Annotated in this window: 19 protein-coding genes; 6 read left to right on the forward strand and 13 right to left on the reverse strand. The window is 69.5% G+C overall.

Going from position 1 to position 20,642, the window contains the following annotated elements:
- Window positions 1-55 precede the first annotated feature (55 nt).
- Window positions 56-406, forward strand: coding sequence for a Grx4 family monothiol glutaredoxin (gene grxD, locus V8J38_RS14245; protein ID WP_291777723.1), 351 nt, complete (start codon window positions 56-58; stop codon window positions 404-406).
- A 5-nt stretch (window positions 407-411) separates the two neighbouring features.
- Window positions 412-837 (forward strand): acyl-CoA thioesterase, encoded by a 426-nt coding sequence (locus V8J38_RS14250; protein ID WP_338576567.1) that lies wholly within the window; start codon window positions 412-414, stop codon window positions 835-837.
- Between the two features lie 154 nt (window positions 838-991).
- Here V8J38_RS14250 and glyS read toward each other — a convergent pair whose 3' ends face one another.
- Together glyS and V8J38_RS14260 are read right to left on the reverse strand one after the other, a co-directional pair.
- A complete protein-coding gene (glyS, locus tag V8J38_RS14255) occupies window positions 992-3,199 on the reverse strand; it encodes a glycine--tRNA ligase subunit beta (protein WP_338576569.1) in 2,208 nt (735 codons plus the stop codon).
- Between the two features lie 123 nt (window positions 3,200-3,322).
- Window positions 3,323-4,222: a glycine--tRNA ligase subunit alpha gene (locus tag V8J38_RS14260; protein WP_003165881.1), complete on the reverse strand. Its 900-nt coding sequence runs from the start codon at window positions 4,220-4,222 to the stop codon at window positions 3,323-3,325.
- 111 nt (window positions 4,223-4,333) lie between these two features.
- Here V8J38_RS14260 and V8J38_RS14265 point away from each other — a divergent pair, with 111 nt between their 5' ends.
- Entirely contained in the window at window positions 4,334-5,083 is a 750-nt protein-coding gene (locus V8J38_RS14265) for a polysaccharide deacetylase family protein (protein ID WP_291777712.1), read from the forward strand.
- Here V8J38_RS14265 and V8J38_RS14270 read toward each other — a convergent pair.
- The 4 genes from V8J38_RS14270 to V8J38_RS14285 all read right to left on the reverse strand — a co-directional run bounded on the left by V8J38_RS14270 (window position 5,080) and on the right by V8J38_RS14285 (window position 10,681).
- Window positions 5,080-5,973, reverse strand: a complete 894-nt coding sequence (locus V8J38_RS14270; RefSeq protein WP_338576574.1) for a hypothetical protein — start codon at window positions 5,971-5,973, stop codon at window positions 5,080-5,082. The two genes, V8J38_RS14265 and V8J38_RS14270, sit on opposite strands and share 4 nt — an antisense overlap.
- A gap of 34 nt (window positions 5,974-6,007) precedes the next feature.
- Complete coding sequence (locus tag V8J38_RS14275; protein ID WP_338576576.1) at window positions 6,008-6,904, reverse strand: 4-(cytidine 5'-diphospho)-2-C-methyl-D-erythritol kinase; 897 nt, start codon at window positions 6,902-6,904, stop codon at window positions 6,008-6,010.
- Window positions 6,905-6,911: 7 nt separating this feature from the next.
- Window positions 6,912-8,792, reverse strand: a complete 1,881-nt coding sequence (locus V8J38_RS14280) for a tetratricopeptide repeat protein (RefSeq protein ID WP_338576578.1) — start codon at window positions 8,790-8,792, stop codon at window positions 6,912-6,914.
- Window positions 8,793-9,025: 233 nt separating this feature from the next.
- A complete protein-coding gene (locus V8J38_RS14285) occupies window positions 9,026-10,681 on the reverse strand; it encodes an electron transfer flavoprotein-ubiquinone oxidoreductase (RefSeq protein ID WP_338578635.1) in 1,656 nt (551 codons plus the stop codon).
- A 189-nt stretch (window positions 10,682-10,870) separates the two neighbouring features.
- Here V8J38_RS14285 and V8J38_RS14290 point away from each other — a divergent pair, with 189 nt between their 5' ends.
- Complete coding sequence (locus V8J38_RS14290) at window positions 10,871-11,680, forward strand: uracil-DNA glycosylase (RefSeq protein ID WP_338576580.1); 810 nt, start codon at window positions 10,871-10,873, stop codon at window positions 11,678-11,680.
- A gap of 95 nt (window positions 11,681-11,775) precedes the next feature.
- Window positions 11,776-13,485, forward strand: a complete 1,710-nt coding sequence (locus tag V8J38_RS14295) for a lytic transglycosylase domain-containing protein (protein WP_338576582.1) — start codon at window positions 11,776-11,778, stop codon at window positions 13,483-13,485.
- A gap of 201 nt (window positions 13,486-13,686) precedes the next feature.
- Here the strand turns inward: V8J38_RS14295 and V8J38_RS14300 are convergent, their stop codons facing one another.
- The 6 genes from V8J38_RS14300 to V8J38_RS14325 form a co-directional block, all read right to left on the reverse strand.
- Window positions 13,687-14,343 (reverse strand): glutathione S-transferase, encoded by a 657-nt coding sequence (locus tag V8J38_RS14300; RefSeq protein WP_338576584.1) that lies wholly within the window; start codon window positions 14,341-14,343, stop codon window positions 13,687-13,689.
- Window positions 14,344-14,370: 27 nt separating this feature from the next.
- Entirely contained in the window at window positions 14,371-14,691 is a 321-nt protein-coding gene (locus V8J38_RS14305; protein WP_291777693.1) for a DMT family transporter, read from the reverse strand.
- Window positions 14,692-14,905: 214 nt separating this feature from the next.
- Complete coding sequence (locus V8J38_RS14310; RefSeq protein WP_422388298.1) at window positions 14,906-17,281, reverse strand: TonB-dependent receptor; 2,376 nt, start codon at window positions 17,279-17,281, stop codon at window positions 14,906-14,908.
- Window positions 17,282-17,398: 117 nt separating this feature from the next.
- Window positions 17,399-17,725, reverse strand: a complete 327-nt coding sequence (locus tag V8J38_RS14315; RefSeq protein ID WP_291777687.1) for a hypothetical protein — start codon at window positions 17,723-17,725, stop codon at window positions 17,399-17,401.
- The gene (locus tag V8J38_RS14320; protein WP_338576589.1) at window positions 17,670-18,062 is read right to left on the reverse strand and encodes a hypothetical protein; all 393 of its coding nucleotides are present in this window, start codon (window positions 18,060-18,062) and stop codon (window positions 17,670-17,672) included. Before V8J38_RS14320 ends, V8J38_RS14315 begins: the two co-directional genes overlap by 56 nt.
- A gap of 185 nt (window positions 18,063-18,247) precedes the next feature.
- Window positions 18,248-18,742, reverse strand: coding sequence for a helix-turn-helix transcriptional regulator (locus V8J38_RS14325; protein ID WP_312220047.1), 495 nt, complete (start codon window positions 18,740-18,742; stop codon window positions 18,248-18,250).
- Window positions 18,743-18,921: 179 nt separating this feature from the next.
- Between V8J38_RS14325 and V8J38_RS14330 the strand changes: the two genes are divergently transcribed.
- On the forward strand, window positions 18,922-19,713 hold the full coding sequence (locus V8J38_RS14330; RefSeq protein WP_338576593.1) for a prepilin peptidase: 792 nt from the start codon (window positions 18,922-18,924) through the stop codon (window positions 19,711-19,713).
- Here V8J38_RS14330 and V8J38_RS14335 read toward each other — a convergent pair.
- Window positions 19,710-20,603, reverse strand: coding sequence for a hypothetical protein (locus V8J38_RS14335; RefSeq protein WP_338576594.1), 894 nt, complete (start codon window positions 20,601-20,603; stop codon window positions 19,710-19,712). The two genes, V8J38_RS14330 and V8J38_RS14335, sit on opposite strands and share 4 nt — an antisense overlap.
- Window positions 20,604-20,642: the final 39 nt, after the last annotated feature.

Here is a 20,642-nt window from a genome sequence, read left to right on the forward strand (position 1 = left end):
GACCCGGCCCCATTGGGCGCCTAGCTCACGGGCTTCGCAGAAGGGTTCCGACACAGTGACCGAACAAACCGCCGCCGATCCCGTCCACGCCTTCATCGCCCAGACGGTGGCCGAGCATGACGTGGTGCTCTTCATGAAGGGCACGCCGGATTCGCCGCGCTGCGGCTTCTCTTCGGTGACGGTCCAGATCCTGGACCACGTGGGCGCCCCCTTCGTCGGCGTCGACGTGCTGCAGGACGAAGCCCTGCGCGAAGGCATCAAGGCCTTCACCGACTGGCCGACCATCCCCCAGCTCTATGTGAAGGGCGAGTTCGTCGGCGGCTCGGACATCGTGCGCGAGATGTTCCAGTCGGGCGAACTGGCCGCCTTGATGGCCGAGAAGGGCGTCGCCCTCGGCGAAGCCTGATCCCGATGGCCCGGCCGCAGTTGCAACCGCGTGAGGACCGCGAGGTCTTCGTCGTCCCGCTGGACGTGCGGCCGGAGCACATCGACGAGAACAACCACGTCAACAACGTCGTCTACGTCGGCTGGCTGCAGGACGTCGGCACGGCCCACTGGAACGCGCGCTTCGACGACGAGACGCGCGCCCGCTGGTCCTGGATCGCCCTGAGGCACGAGATCGACTACCTGCGCGCCATCGCGCCCGACGCGACCGGCGTCGTCGCCCGCACCTGGGTCGGCGATCCGCAAGGGCCGCGCTTCAACCGCTATGTCCGCATCGAGGACGCCGAGGGCCGCCTGTACGCGCAAGGCCTGTCCGAATGGTGCCTGGTCGACGCCAAGACCCTGCGCCCCGCCCGCATTCCCGCCGAGATGCTGGGACCGTTCACGGCGTAATCCTCCCTTCTCCCCTTGTGGGAGAAGGTGGCCCGTCAGGGCCGGATGAGGGGTCTTGCGACGGTGAATGAGGTTGCGAGGCGAATGTCCCGCAACCCCTCATCCGTCAGGCTCCGCCTGCCACCTTCTCCCACAAGGGGAGAAGGACGATGGATCAGCCCGCGATCTGGCCGAAGTCGGCGACACGGTTCATCACGCCGCGCACCTGGCCCAACAGCTTCAGGCGGTTTTCGCGCTCTTCGGCCACGTCGGAGTTGACCATGACGGCGGTGAAGAAGGCGTCCACCGGACCGCGCAGGGCGGCCAGGGCCGTCATGGCGGCGGCGAAGTCCTCGGCCTCCAGCGCGGCGTCCACGGCCGAGGCGGCGGCGGCGGCGGCGAAGGCCAGGGCGGTCTCTTCCTCCGGCTGGTTCGGCAGGCCGGTGGCGACCGCGCCTTCCGGCAGCGGCCCCTTCTTCTCCTCGGCCTTGAGCAGCTGGGCGGCGCGCTTGTAGCCCGCCAGCAGGTTCGCCCCGTCGTCCATCGCCAGGAAGGCGGCCAGCGCCTCCACCCGACGCACGATCCGCACCAGATCGTCGTCGCCCAGCGCAAAGACGGCCGCCACGAGGTCGTGACGCTGGCCCTTGTCGCGCAGCAGGACGGTCAGGCGGTCAGCGAAGAAGGCGAGAACGTCCCAGCCAAGCTGCGTGAGGCCAGCCTGATAATCCAGTGCGCCATGCCGCCAGTCGGCATCATCAGCCCCGTCAAGCATGGCCGCGATACGGATGCGATCCGCTTCAACCTCTTCCTTGCCCAGAACCGCCATACGAACCACAGAGGCGCGATCATAGTTCGGCAGCTTCTCAAGATTGCGCATGCCTGACAGGTATTCGCCAGCGACGAACGCCATGCCCTGCAACGGCATCCGCACCCCGTTCTCCAGCACCAGCCGGATCACGCCCAGCGCCGCGCGGCGCAGCGCATAGGGGTCCTTCGACCCCGTGGGCTTTTCGTCGATGGCGAAGAAGCCGACCAGGGTGTCCAGCTTTTCGGCCATGGCGACGGCGACCGTGACCGGGGCGGTCGGGACGGTGTCGCCCGGTCCCTGCGGCTTGTAGTGGTCGCGGATGGCGTCGGCCACGGCGTTGGGTTGGCCGGCCAGACGGGCGTAGTAGCCGCCCATGATCCCCTGCAGTTCCGGGAACTCGCCCACCATGCCCGAGGCCAGGTCGGCCTTGGACAGGCGCGCGGCCTGTTCGGCCTGATCGGCGTCGGCGCCGACCAGAGGGGCGATCTCGCGCGCCAGCGCCGCGATGCGGTCGACCCGCTCGGCCAGGGTGCCTAGCTTGGCGTGGAAGGTGACGCCCTTCAGCTTGTCGTTCCAGGCGTCGAAGCCGACCTTCTGGTCCTCGTCCCAGAAGAAGCGGGCGTCATCCAGACGCGCCGACAGCACCTTGGCGTTGCCGGCGGCCACGGCGGCGCCCTTGTCGGTCGCCTCGATATTGGCCACCACGACGAAGTGCGGGGCGAGACCGTCCTTGCCCGGTTCGCGCACGGCGAAATACTTCTGGTGCACCTTCATCGACAGCTGGACCACTTCCGGCGGCAGAGCCAGGAACTGCGGGTCCATGTCGCCCAGGATCGGCGTCGGCCATTCGGCCAGACCCGACACCTCGTCCAGCAGGCCGTCGTCATCGACCAGAGCCAGGCCCCTGGCCGCGCACACGGCGTTCGCGCCCTCAAGGATGCGCAGCTTGCGATCGGCGGCGTCCAGCAGGACGAAGTTGCGCTCCAGCTTCTGACGATAGTCGGCGAAATCCTTGACCGCGAACGGCTGGCCCGCGCCCATGAAGCGGTGGCCTTCGGTCACGTCGCCTGATGGGATGCCGTCGACCTCGAACGGGATCACCGCCCCGTCGAACAGGGCCAGAATGCGCTTGATCGGCCGCACCCAGCGCAGGGTTCCCGTGCCCCAGCGCATCGACTTGGGCCAGGGGAAGTGGCGGATGATGTCGTCGACGCTCTCGGCCACCACGGCGGTGGTCGCGCGGCCCTTGCTGCTGATCTCGGCGAACCAGACGCCGTCGCGCTCGACCAGCTGGTCCTGCGTCAGGCCGGTCTTGCGCAGGAAGCCTTCCAGCGCCTGCGCCGGAGCCGAGGTCTTGGGCCCCTTCAGCTCTTCGTTGCGGTCGGGCGTGGCGGCGGGCAGGCCGTCGATGACCAGCGTCAGGCGACGCGGCCCGGCGTAGGTCGTCAGCGCGTCCCAGGTCAGGCCGGCGGCCTTCAGGCGGTCGGAGGCCATGCGCTCCAGATCGCGCGCGGCGCCCTGCTGCATGCGGGCGGGGATTTCTTCGGAGAAGATTTCGAGGAGAAGCTGGGGCATTCGATTACGCCGTCATCCCGGCCGGAGCGAAGCGGAGAGCCGGGACCGCAAGGGACGCCGACGTGTGAAGCGGTCCCGGATAAGCGCTGCGCGCTTTCCGGGATGACAGAGTGAGAGGACGCATCACGCCGTCGCCCTTTCATGTTCGACCTGCGCCAGCGCGCAGGCTTTGCACAGGTCGCGGATGCGGCCGATGTAGCTCTGGCGTTCGGCGACGGCGATGGCGCCGCGGGCGTCCATCAGGTTGAACAGGTGCGAGGCCTTCAGCACCTGGTCATAGGCGGCCAGCACCAGCGGCTGGCCCTGCGGCCCCTTCATGGTCAGGAAGTGCGCGGCTTCGCGCTCCATGTCCTCGAAGCGGCGCTTCAGCGCGGCGACGTCATAGCCGTGGAAGTTGGCTTCCGACTGCTGACGCTCGTTCTCCAGGAAGACCTCGCCGTAGGTCAGGCCTTCCTTGTTGAACTTCAGGTCATAGACATTGTCGACGCCCTGAACATACATGGCCAGACGCTCCAGTCCGTAGGTCAGCTCGCCCGAGACGACGTCGACCTCGATGCCGCCGACGCCCTGGAAATAGGTGAACTGCGTCACCTCCATGCCGTCGCACCAGACCTCCCAGCCCAGCCCCCAGGCGCCGACGGTGGGGTTCTCCCAGTCGTCCTCGACGAAGCGGATGTCGTGCAGGCTGGGGTCGATGCCGATGGCGCGCAGGCTGTTGAGATACAGCTCCTGCAGGTTGTCGGGGTTCGGCTTCAGGATGACCTGATACTGATAATAGTGCTGCAGCCGGTTGGGGTTCTCGCCGTATCGACCATCGCCGGGACGGCGCGACGGCTGGACATAGGCGGCCTTCCACGGCTTCTTGCCCAGCGCCCGCAGCACGGTGGCGGGATGCAGGGTGCCGGCGCCGACCTCGATGTCATAGGGCTGCAGAATGGCGCAGCCCTGCTCGCTCCAATAGTGGTGCAGGGTCAGGATCAGGTCCTGAAACGAGAGAGGTTCAGCAGCGGCCACGGTCGACATTTCGGTCCGATTTCGGGAGGCGCGGACCATAGGGCCGCCACGCTTCGCCAGCAAGGCGAGGCGGTGCAATCCTTCACCCTTCTGCAAGCGCGGATGCGCTAGAAGGCGGCCATGATGCAGCAACGGATCGATCAGATGCGCCGCCGGGCGGCGCGCTACCTGGGCGTCAGGCCGGTGACGGTCGCGCCTGCGCGGGGGATTCTCAGCCTCAGCTTCGACGACTTCCCGGCCAGCGCCTGGACCGAGGCCGGGCCGATCCTGGCCGAGCATGGGATCAGGGCGACCTATTACGTCGCGGGCGGCCTGTGCGGCGGCGAGAACATCGGCAAAGCCCAGTTCGAGGTCGAACACCTGCAGGCCGCGCATGAGGCAGGGCATGAGGTCGGCTGCCACACTTTCGACCACGTCAGCGCCCTGCGTCTGAGCCCCGCCGAACTGACGGACCAGTTGGCGAAGAACGCCGCCTGGGTCGCCGAACGGCTGGACGGCCACGTCATGACCACCTTCGCCTGGCCCTTCGGCGACGTGGCCTTGGCCGCCAAGGCGGTGATCGACGAGCGCTTCCTGCTGGGGCGCGGCGTGCGCGACGGGGTCAACGCCGGACGCGCCGACCGGGCCAGTCTGCAGGCCATCGGCCTGGAAGCGCGCCGCCTGCCCCACTACGATCTTGAGGCGCTGGTCGCCCGCGCGGCCGAGGCGCCCGGCTGGCTGATCGCCTATGGCCATGATGTCGAGAGCGCCCCCACCCCCTACGGCTGCACGCCCGAGGATCTGGACCGCCTGATCCGCCTAGCCAAAACGGCCGGGCTGGAGATCCTGCCGGTCGGCGAGGCGTGGGAGCGGTTGGGCCGCGACGCCTAGATCAGGCCCTTCGCCTCGGCCCAGCGGATCAGGGGCCTGCGCGGCCAGCACAACAGCCAGGAGCAGGCGGCGTATTCGCCCTTCTCGATCATGGCGCGGCGCGTGGGCGAGGAGGCGGAGGCGCGCTCGTCATGAATCTCGCCGCCGCCCTGATGGATCATGAAGGCGCCGTTGTTCACGGGCGTGGTCCGCAGATAGGTCAGGCGCGGGCTGATGGTCTCCAGCGGCGGATCGAAGAACCAGCTGGAGCCGATGACGCCCGCCAGTTCCGGCCGCGTCTTCAACAGGGCGGCGGCGGCGGCCCAGTTGCGCTCCCAACCCGCCTCGTTGAAGTCCGACAGGTCGCGCGCCTCCGTATGCGTCTCCAGCCAAGGTCGCCAGCCGCCCGCCTGGACCCAGCCGATCAGCGGACCGGGACCGCGCCCGCCCAGCATGTGCCGCACCACTAGCCCCGGCCCGACGGGCGAGGACAGGTCCAGCATCTGGGTGTTGCTGCCCGGCACGCTGAGCGCCAGTGAGACGCGCACGTCCTTGGCCCAGAAGTCGGGATCATACGGGTCCGCCCCGCTGTCCAGATAGGCCGCCAGCCGGTCCACATAGGTCGGATAGCCCGCCAGCACGGCCTGCGGCAGGCGCTCGGCGGCGATGCGGCCGGGCAGCTCCAGCGCCCAGGCGGCGATCAGGCCGCGCCTCTGGTCGTCGTTCGCACCCTCGCCCAGCAGGCCGTCGACGGTGCGGGCGGCCAGTTCGAAGTCCCAGTGCGGCGCAACCTCAGCGGCGGCGCGGGCGGCGGCGTCCTTGATCTCTTCGACGCGGGCGCGGTCGGCGGGCGACAGGCGCGACAGGGCGCGTTCAAAGGCGGCGGTCTGTTCGGGCGAGAACTGGGTCATGACGCCAGCTTGGCCGCAGGGGCTGTAAATCCGGTTAAATTACCGGACGCGGTTCGATATCCGGCGCGCCCAGCACCACCGGCCGCGCCCACCAGCCCGGCCGATCCAGGGCGAAGGCCGCCTCGATCGCCGCCGCCCGATCGTCGAACAGGCCGAAAACCGTCGCGCCCGATCCCGACATCCGCGTCAGGCGACAGGCCGTCGCGGCGCGCATGGCGGCCAGCGCCTCCCCTATACCCGGCGTGACGGCCAAGGCGGGCGCCTCCAGATCGTTTCTCTGCGCCGCCAGCCAGGCGATGACGGAGGCGACGGACCAGTCGGCGGGCGACGCGGGGCGGTCCGCCGCCTTCGGGGCCGCGTCATAGGCGTGGTAAACCCCGCCCGTCGGCGACGGCAGGCCGGGGTTCAGCAACACGCCATGCAGCGTCGGCAGACGTGGCTCGTCCTCCAGCACCTCTCCGATCCCCGACGCCCAGGCCGGACGCGCGCGCAGGCACATGGGGCCGTCCGCTCCGGCGGCCAGGGCGAGGCGCTCCAGTTCCGCCGCAGGCATGTCGAGATTCAGCAGGCGCGCGGTCAGCCGCAGCGCCGCCCCCGCGTCCGCCGAGCCGCCGCCAAGGCCCGCCGCGATGGGCAGACGCTTGTCCAGGGTCACGGCCACGGGCGGTTCGCCGATCCCCGCCGCCTCGCCCAGGGCGCGCAGGGCCTTGAGGATCAGATTGTCCCCCTGCCCGTCCAGACCCGCCGCGAACGGCCCCTCGACCGTCAGGGACAGGGCCTCGGCGCGGCGCACCGTCACCCGGTCGCCGACGTCGGCGAAGACGGCCAGGCTGACCAGAGGGTGATAGCCGTCGGCCTGCACCGGCCCGACATGCAGCAGCAGATTGATCTTGGCCGGCGCCAGGCCGCTCAGCGCATCGGAAACAGACATGGCGGCGTCAGTCGGTCGCGCCGCCTGCGGACCCCAGCCCCTTGTCCCCGGTCGGGTCCTGGCCCAGGCGGTCGCGCAGCTTGCCTTCGACCTCGGCCTTGCGCTTGTCGTCGACGTCCAGGGTCAGGACGCGGTTCCACTGGAAGCCCGCCTCGCGTTGACGCCCGACGGCCCAATAGGCGTCGCCCAGGTGGTCGTTGATCTCGGCGTTGGCGGGCTCCTTGTCGACGGCGCCCTCCAGATTGACCACCGCCGCCTCATACTGTCCCTGACGGAACTGGGCCCAGCCGAGGGAGTCCTGGATGTTGCCGTCCTTGGGCTCGGCGGCGTGGGCGCGGGCGATCATGGCGGCGCCTTCCTGCACCCGCGCGCCCGTGTCGACCCACAGATAGCCGAGGTAGTTCAGCAGGGTCGGATTGTCGGGCTGCATCTGCAGGGCGGCCCACAGCTCGGCCTCGGCCTCGGTGTCCCGATCAAGGGATTCATAGGCGGCGCCGCGCAGGAAATGGACCTCATAGCCCTGATCCGCCGTATTCAGCAGCGGACCGTTCAGCAGGTCCAGCGCCTCTTCATAGCGGTTCATCTGCATCAGCTGCCCGGCCAGCATATAGGCCACGCCCGCCTCGTCCGGGCGGACGGCGGCGGCGCGGCGCAGTTCGGCCAGGGCCTCATCGTCGCGACCCGCCTTGCCCAGGCTGATGGCCGTCTGGATGCGGGCGGCGGCGTAGAGGGCGGGCGAGGCCTCGCTGACCTGGGCCAGGGCGGCGCGGCCCGCCGGTTCGATCCCCCCCTGAATCAGGGTCTGGCCGACCAGAAGCTGGGTGTTGTCGCTCGGGTCCAGATTCTGGGCCAAACGCAGGTAGACGACGCCGAACTCATGGGCGCGCTGGGCGATCATCTGATCCGCAGCCGTGCGCAGCGCCTGGGCCGCGCCCTCGCGGAAGCTCGGCAGGGCGGGCGGACGTCCCTTGGCCAACACCCGCTCGCGTCCCTGAATCACGCGACGGTCAGCCGTTCCGGCGGTGACGGCGGCGTCATACTGGGCCAGAGCCTCGTCGCGGCGGCCGCGCCGCTCCAGGAACTCGCCATAGGGCTGGCGGAACAGGGCGCCGGCGATGGCGTGGCTGGTCAGGTCGCGCCACTCGGCGTCGGCCTCGTCATAGCGGCGGCGCTGCTCCAGCAGGCGGGCGCGGTTGCTGCGCGCCACCAGGGCGCTGACCGGATCGAAACCGGTCGGCGGCATGGCCAAGGCGCGGTCCCAGTCCTTGGCCGCCGCCGCGATCCACCCCTGGACGTAGAAGCCCGCGCGGTCGTGCGGTTCGCCCACGGGGGCGGCCTTCAGCAGATCGTCGGCGCGCCGGGCGTCGCCCCCGGCGTAGGCCTGCACCGCCTGAACCAGGCGCCCGGCCTGGACGATGACCGGCGAGACCTCGGGATCGGTCGGGGCGATGCGGCCCGCCTCGTCCAGGTCTCCGGCCAGGAGGGCGGCGGTGAAGGCCTGTTCGCGCACGCGCGGCTGTTCCGGCGTCAGGGCGTAGACGCGGGCCAGATAGGCCGCCCCGACCGCGCTCTCGCCGCTGGTCAGGGCGTTGCGCGCCGCCAGATAGAGGCCGTAGGCGCTGTTCTTCTGGGCGTCGAGCGGGATCGGCGCCCACACGGCGGGAATGGGCGCGACCTTCGGCTCTTCGGGCGTTTCCGGCTCGTCGGCGATGATGATGTGCGGAACGGGGTCGCCGTTCGGTTCGACGTCCTGCGCATCCGCCGTCGCTTCGGCCGGCGTTTCCGGCGCGGGCTCAGGCGCCTCCTGCGCCAGCGACGGCGCGGCCAGAGACAGCGCAAGGGCGGAGACCGCCAGGAACAGGACAGGGCGAGAAGAGACGAAACGCATGGCCGGACCCTTCACGCTTTCCCTTTCGCCCGCAAGATGAAGCGAAGGAAAAGCAGCGCGACGTTTCTCCCTCCCCTTCATGGGGAGGGTGGTCGGAGCGCAGCGACGACCGGGTGGGGACGGCCAGGTGATCCTGGACGCCGTGCTTGATTTGCTAGCCGCCCACACCCGGCTTCGGCCTGACGGCCTCAGCCACCCTCCCCATGAAGGGGAGAGAGAAGCCGCGCGGCGGCTTACATGTTCGGATAGTTCGGGCCGCCGCCGCCTTCGGGGGTGGTCCAGACGATGTTCTGCGACGGGTCCTTGATGTCGCAGGTTTTGCAGTGGACGCAGTTCTGGGCGTTGATGACGAAGCGCGGATCGGCGCGGTTCGTCTCGTCCGCATAGACGACTTCATACACCCCGGCCGGGCAGTACAGCCGCGCCGGCTCGCCATACTTCGGCAGGTTCACCGCGATCGGCACGGACGGGTCCAGCAGCTTCAGGTGCGCGGGCTGGTCTTCGGCGTGGTTGGTGTTGGAGATGAAGACGCTCGACAGCTTGTCGAACGACAGCTTCCCGTCCGGCTTGGGATAGACGATCGGCTTGTGCTGCGAAGCGGGCTCGGTCGAGGCCGCATCGGTCTTGCCGTGGCGCATGGTGCCGAAGAAGGAGAAGCCGCCCGTCAGGTGGTTGACCCACAGGTCGAACATGCCGACCGCCCCGCCCATCATGGTGCCCAGCTTGGACAGCAGCGGCTTGGCGTTGCGGACGACCTTCAGCTCCTTATAGACCCACGAGCGCAGGTATGCCGCCTGATAGGCGCTCAACACATCGCCCTCGCGGCCTTCCATGACGGCGTCATAGGCGGCGTCGGCGGCCAGCATTCCGGTCTTCATGGCGTTGTGGCTGCCCTTGATGCGCGGCACGTTCACAAAGCCCGCCGAACAGCCGATCAGGGCGCCGCCGGGGAAGGCCAGCTTGGGCACCGACTGGAAGCCGCCCTCGGTGATGGCGCGGGCGCCGTAGGAGACGCGCGTGCCGCCTTCCAGATGCTCGGCGATGGCCGGGTGGTGCTTGAACTGCTGGAACTCGTCGAACGGCGACAGGAAGGGGTTCTTGTAGTTCAGGTGGACGACGAAGCCGACGGACACATAGCGATCGCCGAAGTGGTACAGGAACGAGCCGCCGCCCGTCTTGTCGTCCAGCGGCCAGCCGGTGGTGTGCTGGACCAGGCCGGGCTGGTGCTTCTCGGCCGGGATCTGCCACAGCTCCTTCAGGCCGATGCCGAACTTCTGGGGATCGGCGGCGTCGCACAGGTTGTGGCGGGCCATGATGGTCTTGGCCAGCGAGCCGCGCACGCCCTCGGCGATGAAGACGTATTTGCCGTGCAGTTCGAGGCCGGGCTGGAACTCGCCGGTCGGCTTGCCCTCGCGGTCGATGCCGAAGACGCCGGCGACGACGCCCTTCACCCGGCCCGTCTCTTCCTCCCAGACCACATGGCTGGCGGCCATGCCGGGATAGACTTCGACGCCCAGGCCTTCCGCCTGTTCGGCCAGCCAACGCGCGACATTGCCCAGAGAGGCGATGTAGCAGCCGTCGTTGTGCATGAAGGGCGGCATGGCGAACATCGGCAGCGACGCCTGCCCCTGCGGGCCCAGCACCAGGAACTTGTCCTTGGTCACCGGCGTCTCCAGCGGGGCGCCGCGTTCCTTCCAGTCGGGGAAGAGCTCGTTCAGCGCCCTGGGGTCGATCACCGCGCCCGACAGGACGTGGCCGCCGATCTCGGCCGATTTCTCCAGCACGGCGACGGAGATGTCCTTCCCGTCCTTTTCGGCCCGCTGTTTCAGGCGGATGGCGGCGGACAAGCCGGCGGGGCCGCCGCCGACGATGACGACGTCATATTCCATGACCTCGCGCTCGACGCCCGCCAGGGCCTCCAGCGGCGGCAGATTATCGATGACGGCTTCCTGCCATGCATTCCTGGCGCCGCCTTCGATCATTTCCTCAGCCATGTCCCCTGAATCCTTGTTGTCGTCGTGGTTATCCGCCTTATCGTGAGGTGACGCGACGGCGGTCAAGGCTTATTGCCTTGATAGATGAACGCCCAACCCTTGGACATGGCCGCAACCGAAGCCCTGCTCGCCTTCTGGCGCGATGCGGGCGTGGACGCCTGTTACGAGGATGCGCCGATCGACCGCACCGTCTTCGTGGCCCCCGTCGCGGCCAAGGGTCCGGCCACGATCACGCCCCTGCGCGCCCCCGGCGGCGCGCCGTCTGTCGGCGAGGCGGCGGCCGAGGCGCGGCGGCTGGCCGCCGCGGCGACCAGCCTGGACGAATTGGCCGAGGCGATCGCCGCCTTCGAGGGCTGCCCCCTGCGCGGAATGGGCGCGCGTCAGGCCGTGTTCGCGCGCGGCAATCCGCAAGGGTCGCTGATGATCGTCGGCGAAGGCCCCGGCGCCGAGGAGGACGCGCGCGGCCAACCCTTCGTCGGCAAGGCGGGTCAGCTTCTGGACCGCATCCTGACGGCGGCGGACCTGCTGGACGAGGCCTTCATCACCAACACCGTCTTCTGGCGCCCGCCGGGCAACCGCACCCCGACGCCCCAGGAACAGGCCGCCTGCGCCCCCTTCGTCGAGCGGACCCTGGCCCTGCTGAAGCCGAAGGCGGTGCTGCTGGTCGGGGCGGCGGCGGCCAAGGCGGTGCTCAAGACCGACGACGGCATCATGCGCACCCGCGGCCAATGGCGCGAATGGCGATCAGCCGAAGGCGGAATCGCCGCGCCCGTCATGGCCACCCTCCACCCCGCCTTCCTGCTGCGTCAGCCCCAGGCCAAGGGGCTGGTTTGGAAGGACATTCTGGATTTGTCCGCTCGCCTGCGCGGCGAAGTGGTTGAGCCGGGCGCCTGATTCAGGCATCCTGCGTCCTTGGAGACCAGTCCGCAGAGCGTCGTAGAATCCCGAATCGAGACGGGGCCGACGCCGACGAAGGGGGCCGCCGCGTCATGTACTCTTTCCGCCGGACGCGTCATGCGTCCCTGTTCGCCTTCGCCCTTTGCGCCACGGCTGCGACCGTCGCCCATGCCGAGGACGTCGACACCTCCCGCCCCTACGCCGAGGCTAGCGCCGAGACGAGCGCGGACGCCTCGCCGTCGCCTACGGCGCTGAGCAGCGAGGACCGCCTCAGCTACACCACCGCCTTCGACGCCCTGCGGCGCGGCGACCTGGAGCTGGCCCGCGCCTCTGCGCGTCAGGCCAAGGACCGCGTCCTGCTGGGCCAGGTCGAGTTCGAGCGCCTGTTCCACCCCAGCCATGTCGCCACCTATGAAGAGCTGACGGCCTGGCTCGAGACCTATTCCGACCTGCCGATGGCCGATCGGGTCTATACGCTGGCCATGCGCCGCCTGCCCGACGGCGCGGCCGAGCCGAAGCGTCCCGGCGGCCTTCTGACCCGCACCTGGGCCAGCCTGACCAGCTCAGGCTCTGGCGACGGCGGCGTCAACGACCCGGCCAAGGCGGCGCGCGTGGCCCTGAACAACGACGACCTGCCCGGCGCCTACGCCATGGGCCAGCAGATCGGCGACTGGTGGACGGCGGGTCTGGCCGCCTGGCGGATGGAGCAGCACTCCGACGCCTTCCGCGCTTTCGAGCACGTCGCCCAGGACCCGACCGAGGATCCGTGGGTCCGTTCGGGCGGCGCCTTCTGGGCGGCGCGGGCGGCGGGCCAGTCGGGACGCCAGGACCGCGTGGCCGAGTATCTGCGTCAGGCCGCGCGCTGGCCGGCCACCTTCTACGGCCAGATCGCCCTGCGCCAGCTGGGCGAAGAGCCGGTGATCGAGAACCAGGGGCCGCGCCCTTATGAGGCGACGCTGCAGCGCGCCTCCCTGACGCCCGAGCCTCTCGGCGTCGACACGCGCGCCCTCAACGCCTTCATCCAGTCGGACGAGGACGCCCGCCGCACCGTGGCCCTGTACGAAGTCGGCCGTCGCAACGACGCCGAACTGGCGGCCCGCAACGGCCTGCGCGCCGCCAGCGGCGACAGCGCCGCGCGCCAGATGTGGGCCGGCCTCTATCGCCTGGTTTCGCCCGGCCGCGCCGCCCAGTCCGAGGCCGCCCGCATCGACGCCCTGCGCTATCCGATGCCGGACCTGCAGCCGATGGGCGGCTTCACCATCGAGAAGGCGCTCGTCTACGCCATCGCGCGCAAGGAGACGGACTTCAACGCCAACGCCCGTTCCGGCGCCGGCGCCTATGGACTGATGCAGGTGATGCCGACCACGGCCGCGCACATGACCGGCGACCAGGGCTATGTCCGCTCGCCCCAGCGTCTGCTGGACCCGGCGGTGAACATGAAGCTGGGCCAGGACTATGTGAACCGCCTGTTCCAGATCGAGTCCTTCCAGGGCGATCTGCTGAAGGCGGTGGCCTCCTACAACGCCGGGCCGGGGCCGATGCTGGCGGCGATCCGCAAACTGGGCGCCGACGCCGATCCGCTGCTGCTGATCGAGACCATCGACGTGCCCCAGGCGCGCGAATACGTCGAGAAGGTCGTCGCGGCCTACTGGATCTATCAGCGCATGATGGGCGGGCCGGTGAAGACGCTGGACGCCGTGGCCTCGGGCGCGCGCGCCGTGCCGATCCGCCTGGACTATGTCCCGCCGGCCCCGGCGCCCCTGCAGGTGGCCGAGGCCGTGCTGGGCGGCGGCTCGCGCTAGAACAATGATCTGAGGCGCGGCCTCAGATCATCAGGGACGCCAGCGAGGCCCAGACCAGGGCCAGGACGATAGCCGCCAGACCATAGGTGCGCGCCGTGCGCGCCCAATCGGTGTTTCTGCTGATCGTACGCATGGCTCCGCCCCTCCGAGAACAAGCTGGACTGTAAGTCCGCTCTCTTAAACCCGCGTTCTCAGGATCGGTTAATCAACGTTAGATGACAGGGCCGCCGCCTCCCACTCGCGGAAGTGCGGCTGGGCCAGAAGCGCGGCGACATAGGCGGCGGCCGTCCCGTCGTCGCCATGGGCCGACAGGTCGATCTGATAGTGGCGCACCCGCGCCGCCACGGGGGTGAAGAAGGCGTCGGCGATCGACCAGTCGCCGAACAGCCACGGCCCGCCTGCGCCGAAGCGGCCGCGCATCTGCGTCCACAGTTCGACCAGCCGCGCCAGCTCTCGGTCCAGCCCCGGATCGGACGGCGCCGTGCTGCGCGCTTCGCCCGCGATCGGATGGCCTGGGCTCATGCCGCACAGGTCGCGCAGGGCGGCAAAGCCGGAATGCATCTCGGCCGTGGCCGAGCGAGCCAGGGCGCGCGCCGTGGGATCGACCGGCCAGAGCTTCGCCGCGGGATAGCGCTCCGCCGCCCATTCCCCGATCGCCAGGGTGTCCCAGATCGTCTCGCCCTCGACCTTCAGCAGCGGCACGAAGCCCGAGGGCGACAGACGGCGCAGTTCGGCCTTTTCAGCCTCGGAACGATACCAGACCTCGCGCGTCGCGAAGACGGCGCCTGCGCGCCTCAGCACCAGCCAGGCCCGCAGGGACCAGGTGGAGAAGAGGCGCGGCCCGATGATCAGTTCCATGGCGAGGCTCCGAGGCTGTCGCCGCGTTTATTGACTGGAAGCGAGCTTCAGTACAACCAGGCCGCTGACGATCAGGACGGCGCCGATGACGCGCATCGGCGTGACCGGCTCGCCCAGCACGGCGATGCCGACCAGGAAGGCCCCGACGGCGCCGATGCCGGTCCAGATCACATAGGCGGTGCCCAGCGGCAGGGTCTTCATCGCGATCGACAGCAGGCCGAAGCTGACGATCATGAAGCCGATGGTGCCGATGGTCGGCCAGGGCTTGGTGAAGCCCTCGGACGCCTTCATCAGAAAGGCCCAGACGATCTCGAACAGACCGGCGAGAAGGAGGAATATCCAGGCCATGACGTGCTCCCTTGCATGGCGTGCCGGGTCGTCCCAGCGTCATGCCCAAGATGGGAGAGGTCGTCCTCTGATCCCGCCTATCTGGGACAGGCGGGTTTCAAGTCAAGGCTTCCATCCCGTGAAGGCTTTCGCAGGCGCAATATGCCGTCGGGTGGAGGCCATTTTGCATCAGTGGAGGGGGAGCAGGCGGCCCTCGCCTGCCCCCCGCCTGTCATCAGCGCATGACGCGCAGGGTCACGCCCACCGTGCGCGGCGCGCCCAGGAAGGCGCCCAGCGTGCCCGTCTGGAACGGCGCGCCGAAGGCCACCTGACGATAGTCCTGATCGAACAGATTGCGGCCCCACAGCTCGACGCTCCAGGCGTCGTCCCTCGCCACGGCGACGCGGCCGTCGACCAGCCAGAAGCCGGGCTGGCTCTTGGCCGGGTCCAGGTCCGAGCCGGTGTTGTATTCCGACGAATATTTGGCCGCCAGAGTAACGCGGCCCATCAGCCCCGCCGCCACCGGCCGCTCATAGGTTCCGGCCAGAGACCCGCTCCACAGCGGCGCGAAATTCATCCGCTTGCCCGCCAGCAGCGGCAGGCCCGGCACGGCGTCATGGCCGTATTCCGTCTGGGCGTAGGTCAGGCCGCCTTGCAGCGACAGGCCCTCGAACGGCAGGAACATGAAGTCCGCCTCAACGCCCTTGGCCCTCACCTCGGGGATGGAGCGGACCAGGAAGGTCGTGCCCAGGAAGGTGTTCAGCTGGAAGTCGTCATAGGTCTGGCGGAAGGCGGCGGCCGAGACCAGCAGGCGCCGGTCCAGCATCACGCTCTTCACCCCCGCCTCGAAGGCGTCGGCGCTTTCCGCCGGGAAGGCGCGCGAGGCGTCGGGGACCAGATTGGTCTGACCCCGGTCCAGGTTGAAGCCGCCGTTCTTGCGCCCCCGCGACCAGGAGGCGTAGAGGCGCGTCTCCTCGACCGCCTTGAACTCGGCGCGGGCCATGCCGGTCCAGGCCTCATCCTTGACCGTCTCGGACTGGGTCAGGTCGTTGAAAGCCGGGTTCGACCACGGCAGGCACAAGGTGGCGTTGGTCACGCCATTAGCCAGCGCCGCCGCGCAGGCCCGTCCGCCGTCGGTGTTTTGATAGGCGGCCGTCATCTCCTTCTTCTCATGGGTGCGACGCAGGCCCCCGGTCAGGGTCAGGCGGTCGGTCACGGCGTAGGAGACCTGACCGAACAGGGCGGCGCTGCGGGCCGTCTGCCAGTAACGGTCCAGCTGCCCCTCGCCCTCGACGAAGCTCTCGCCCACGGGCAGCCCCGTGAGGCTGGACACATAGGTCGGATCGCCCAGCGGGTTCGACGCCGAGCGCGACAGCAGGCGGCTGACATAGCCTTCGTAATCGGCGCCGTAGAACAGGCTGTCGCGCCGGGTCAGCTTCTCGTCGGCGAAGAAGGCGCCGGCCGACCAGTCCAGCTTTCCGCGCCGGCCCGACAGGCGGAACTCCTGCGTCAGGGTGCGGAAACGGTTCGACCAGTTGCCGTCGTCGGGGCGATAGGCCAGATCGGCCGAGGTGAAGTCCCAGTCCTGACTGATGACGCCGCGCCAGTCGCGCACCGCCGAGGTGCTTTCCAGCGTCGCCCAGCCCAGGTCGGCGTTCAGGTGCAGGGCCAGTCCCTTGTCGCGGATGCGGGTGTTGGTGTCGCGGTTCGACCAGGCTGTGCGATCCCACGGCTTCGGCGACGCCGCCACGCCGCCATCGGGCGCAAAGGTCGCCAGCAGGGGCGCCGTATCGCCGGTGACGATCTGCACGCCGACGCAGCAGCGCTCGTCCCGCTCGGTCCAGTCGGCGGTCAGGCGGGCGGTCAGGTTCGGCGTGGCTCGCCACAGCAACTGACCGCGCACGGTGTCGTAATTCTCGGTCTGATCGTCGGTCGAGGTGCGCGGCCCCTCCCCGGTCTTCACGTCATAGAGGCCGTCGCGACGGCGCGCGGCGACATACAGCCGCCCGGCCAGAACCTCGTCCACGATCGGGCCGGTCAGGGAGACCGAACCGCCATGCGTCCCATAGTCGCCGAACGTCGCCTCGCCCGCCATGCGCGCGTCGAACGAAGGCGCGGCGGTGACGACGTTGATGACGCCCGCCGAGGTGTTCTTGCCGAATAGGGTCGCCTGCGGGCCTTTGAGCACTTCAATGCGCTCGACCTCGCCCAGATCGCCCAGGGCCGCGCCGTTGCGCGGGCGATAGACGCCGTCGATCATGACGCCGACCGAGCTCTCCACGCCCGGATTGTCGCCCACCGTGCCGACGCCGCGGATGCGGGCGGTGGTGAAGGTCTGGTTCGAGGTCGAGGCGACGATTAGGCCCGGCGCCAGAATCTGCAGATCCTTGATGTCGCGCACGCCGACGTCGTCCAGCAGGGGCTGGGCGGCCACCGTCAGCGACAGCGGCGTCGCCGCCAGAGGCGCCTCGCGCCGCTCGGCCGTCACCACGATCTCGGACACCTGGGTCGGTCCGGCGTCAGCGGGCGCATCCGCCAGAACAGGCGCGGCGAAAGCGAGCACGGACAGGGAGGCGGACGCGAGAGACGCGGCGCGAACAGCAGAAATCATGGGAGGAAAAACCGCTTGGCGGAGCGACGGCGCAAGGCTTCGTCGCGGACTGTCAGCGGATGTAACAGTCAAGCCGGGGCGGAGAAACCCCGCTCACGGATCATCAGACGATGACTTTCACGCCCGCCCCGCCAGAGGGCCCGAGGCGCGCGGCGCGAAGCTGTGCTCCACCCGGCTGCGGTGCGGGTCCACGTCGTTGCGGACCGCGCCGCCGACCCGGCAGAGCTGTTCCAGGCCCCGCCCCCCGCCGGCCTCGTGCGAGACGATGAGGTCCAGCAACCGCTCGGCCTCCTCCAGAGTCTCGGGCCGCTGATCCAGCAGCCAGGCCTCGACCGCGTTCAGGTCGGCGGTCAGGCCGCCGCTCTGCACCGACGCCTCGACGGCGCGCTTATTCCATTGCCGCAGCAGCGCCCGCGCCGCCTCCATCGACCATTTTCGAGCCATGACGCCCCCCCAGGGCGTAGCGCCGGTCGGCCTCGACCTCCCAGACGCCAAAGAATGCCGTCACGCTGATGAGCGCCCACACCGCCCACATCAGCGTGAAGTAAGCCCAGGCCAGGCGCTGATGCGCGAGGAAGGGCGCGAGATGTCCCAGCGTCCCGATCAGCTGGAAGCCGGCGATCGCCACGATCCACCAGCGCCCGCCGCGCTCGGCCAACAGCCAGAGGCTGATGAAGAAGAGGACATCGACCATGAAGATGCCCGCGTAGACGCCGTTCCAGTTCAGGTCGTAGGCGAAGTGGGACAACATCGGAGCCGCGATCATGGCCAGCGTCGCCAACCGATCCGCCCCTCGTCCGCGCCACAACAGAAGCGGAAAGGCGATGGCGTTGGCCGCCAGCAGAATGATCTGGACAGGATGCATCAGACGCTCTCGCGTCGTGCGTTTCGCGACGTAACGATCCCGCTGCGCATACGATCAGTTCTAACCTTGATGAATCATGCGTCGCTCCGCCGTCAAAGACGTCATCGCAGACGGTCGATCGACTCCAGGACGGGATTGATCAGGCCGGCGCCGACGAGGGCGATCACGATCCAGGCCAGCGCCCAGAGCAGGATCAACCACAGTACGGAGCCGCCCAGCTTGCGGGGGCGACGCCACTCGTTCAGCGCGGCATAGCGCCGATAGAGCACGCCCCCCGGCGCCTTCCCATCCTCAAGAGGCTTGATCGCCGCCTCGGTGACGCCCCTATCTGCCGTGATCGGCGCAGGCGGCGACATTGTGATTGATTCCCCTGAGTAATGATCACTCAGCAGCCGAGACGCTTGTATACGATTGGAAACGCCCAGCTTTTCATAGGCCCGATGCAGGTGGTTCTGGACCGTTCGGGGCGAGAGGCTCAATTGCTGCGCGATCTCCTTGTCGCCCAGGCGCAGGGCGGCCAGGCGCAGAATCTCACGTTCGCGCGGGGTCAGGCTGTCGATGAGCGCAGGACTTTTCACAGGGATGTGACTATCCATGTGACGGGCCTAGCGTCCAGCCCTCGTTTGCCTGGGTCGTCGTTCCGAAGGGAGTGTCGCCGCCGCGCGACACAACCGTAGCGGGGCCGACACTCGACGTGAACTCAGGCATTTTGATTGCGCCGCCTCGCCCCGGCGGCGCAATAGGACGTTCATTCAAGGCGGGGGATGTCGAACGCATGATGCTGGCGCTTCTGATGGGCGGTCTGGGCCTGATCGTGGGCAGTTTTCTGGGTCTTGTCAGCCTGCGCCTGCCGCGCGGCGAAGGCGTCATGCTCGGGCGGTCGCGGTGCGGGGGATGCGGTCGCCCGCTGAAGCCCTGGCGGATGGTTCCCGTCGTCAGCTGGGCGCTGTCACGCGGCAAATGCAGCGACTGCGGCGCCGTCATCCCTGTGCGCTATCCCTTGATCGAACTGGCGGCCGGCGCAGTGGGCGCATGGGCCGCCCTGTGCTTTCCGGACCCGGCGCACGCCCTGGCGACGGCGGTCCTGGGCTGGCAGCTTCTGTTGATCGCCGTGATCGACGCCGAGCACTTCTGGCTGCCCGACGCCCTGACGCTGCCGCTGTTTCTCAGCGGCCTGTTCGCCGCCGTAGCGCTGGACCCGGCGAACGTCCAGAGCGGGCTGCAATGGTCGCTGGTCGGGCCGCTGACGGCGCCCTTGATCGGTGCGGCCGTCGGCTTCGGCGGCCTGTGGCTTCTGGCCTTCCTTTACAGACGCGTGCGCGGTCGGGACGGCCTGGGCGGCGGAGATCCGTTCCTGCTGGGCGCCATCGGCGCCTGGGTCGGTTGGGCGGGCCTGCCCAGCGTGCTGCTGTGGGCCTCGGCGGCCGGCTTCGCCGTCGTGGCGGCCAAGCTTGTGCTGCGCCGTCCCGTGACGTCCGCCGATCGCCTGCCGTTCGGCGTCTTCCTGGCCGTCGGGGCGTGGATGACCTGGCTCTACGGCCCGCTGGGCCTGGGCGCTCTCGGCTAGAGCGACAGCAGGTCGGACCAGCGCCAGCGACCGCCGCCCAGAGCCACGCGCGGCGCGCCCGGCTGGTCGCTGAGCGTCAGCAACACATAGCCGTTGACCGTCTCGGCCTTGCAGGCGCGGGACGAGAAGCCGACCGTCACGGCGATAGCCTGACGCACGCCGGCCAGACCCTTGCCCTCCTCGCCGGGGCTTTGCAGCCAGTCGCCGTTCCACATCAGGATGGCGCGGCCCGAGGCGCCGGAGGTGCGATAAGCCTGACCGATGGCGGCGTTGATGCGGGCGTCGTTGCGCAGGGCGTCCTGGATGCGCTTGACCATGTCGCAGCCCTGGCCCGAACCGCCGCCTATTCCCGAGCCCGAGCCGCCGCCGCTGCCGCCGCCCACGCCGGCTCCCGCCCCTCCGCCGCCGCCCGCGCCCTGGCCGGCGGTCAGAGCGCCGCTCAGGGCGCCGTCGCCCAGCAGGACGAAGGAGACGCTCGGCTCGGGCGCCGAGATCGGCAAAGGCTCCACCTGCGTCTGAGGCGGCGTCGGGCGACTGGGCCGGGGGGTCGGCGCCGTCGGAGCCGCGCGGGCCTTCTCGGGCGTCTTGGCGGGAACGGCGGGAGGGACCGGAGCCGGAGGCGCGGGAGCGGGTTCCGGCTTCGGCGCGGGCGCAGGCTCGGAGCCGCCCGCCGGCGCGTCCCCCGGCGCGGGCTCTGAAGGCGGCGGAGGCGGCGGAGGGTCGACCAGCATCACCTCCACCACAGGCGGAACAGGCGCTTGCGGCGGACGTTCGACCGGCGCGGCCCAGATGATCGCCAGCACCAGGCCATGCGCGACCAGACTGGCGAGGACCGGCCCGGCCTTGTTTCGTCCGGCCTTGTTTCGATTACGGCGAAGCCCGGTCTTCACCCCCAGGCCCTCCTGGCCTTGCAGTTACGGGGAGACGGA

Origin of the sequence: Brevundimonas olei (assembly GCF_037055245.1) — a bacterium.
In the GTDB taxonomy this organism is placed as follows: Bacteria; Pseudomonadota; Alphaproteobacteria; order Caulobacterales; family Caulobacteraceae; genus Brevundimonas; species Brevundimonas olei.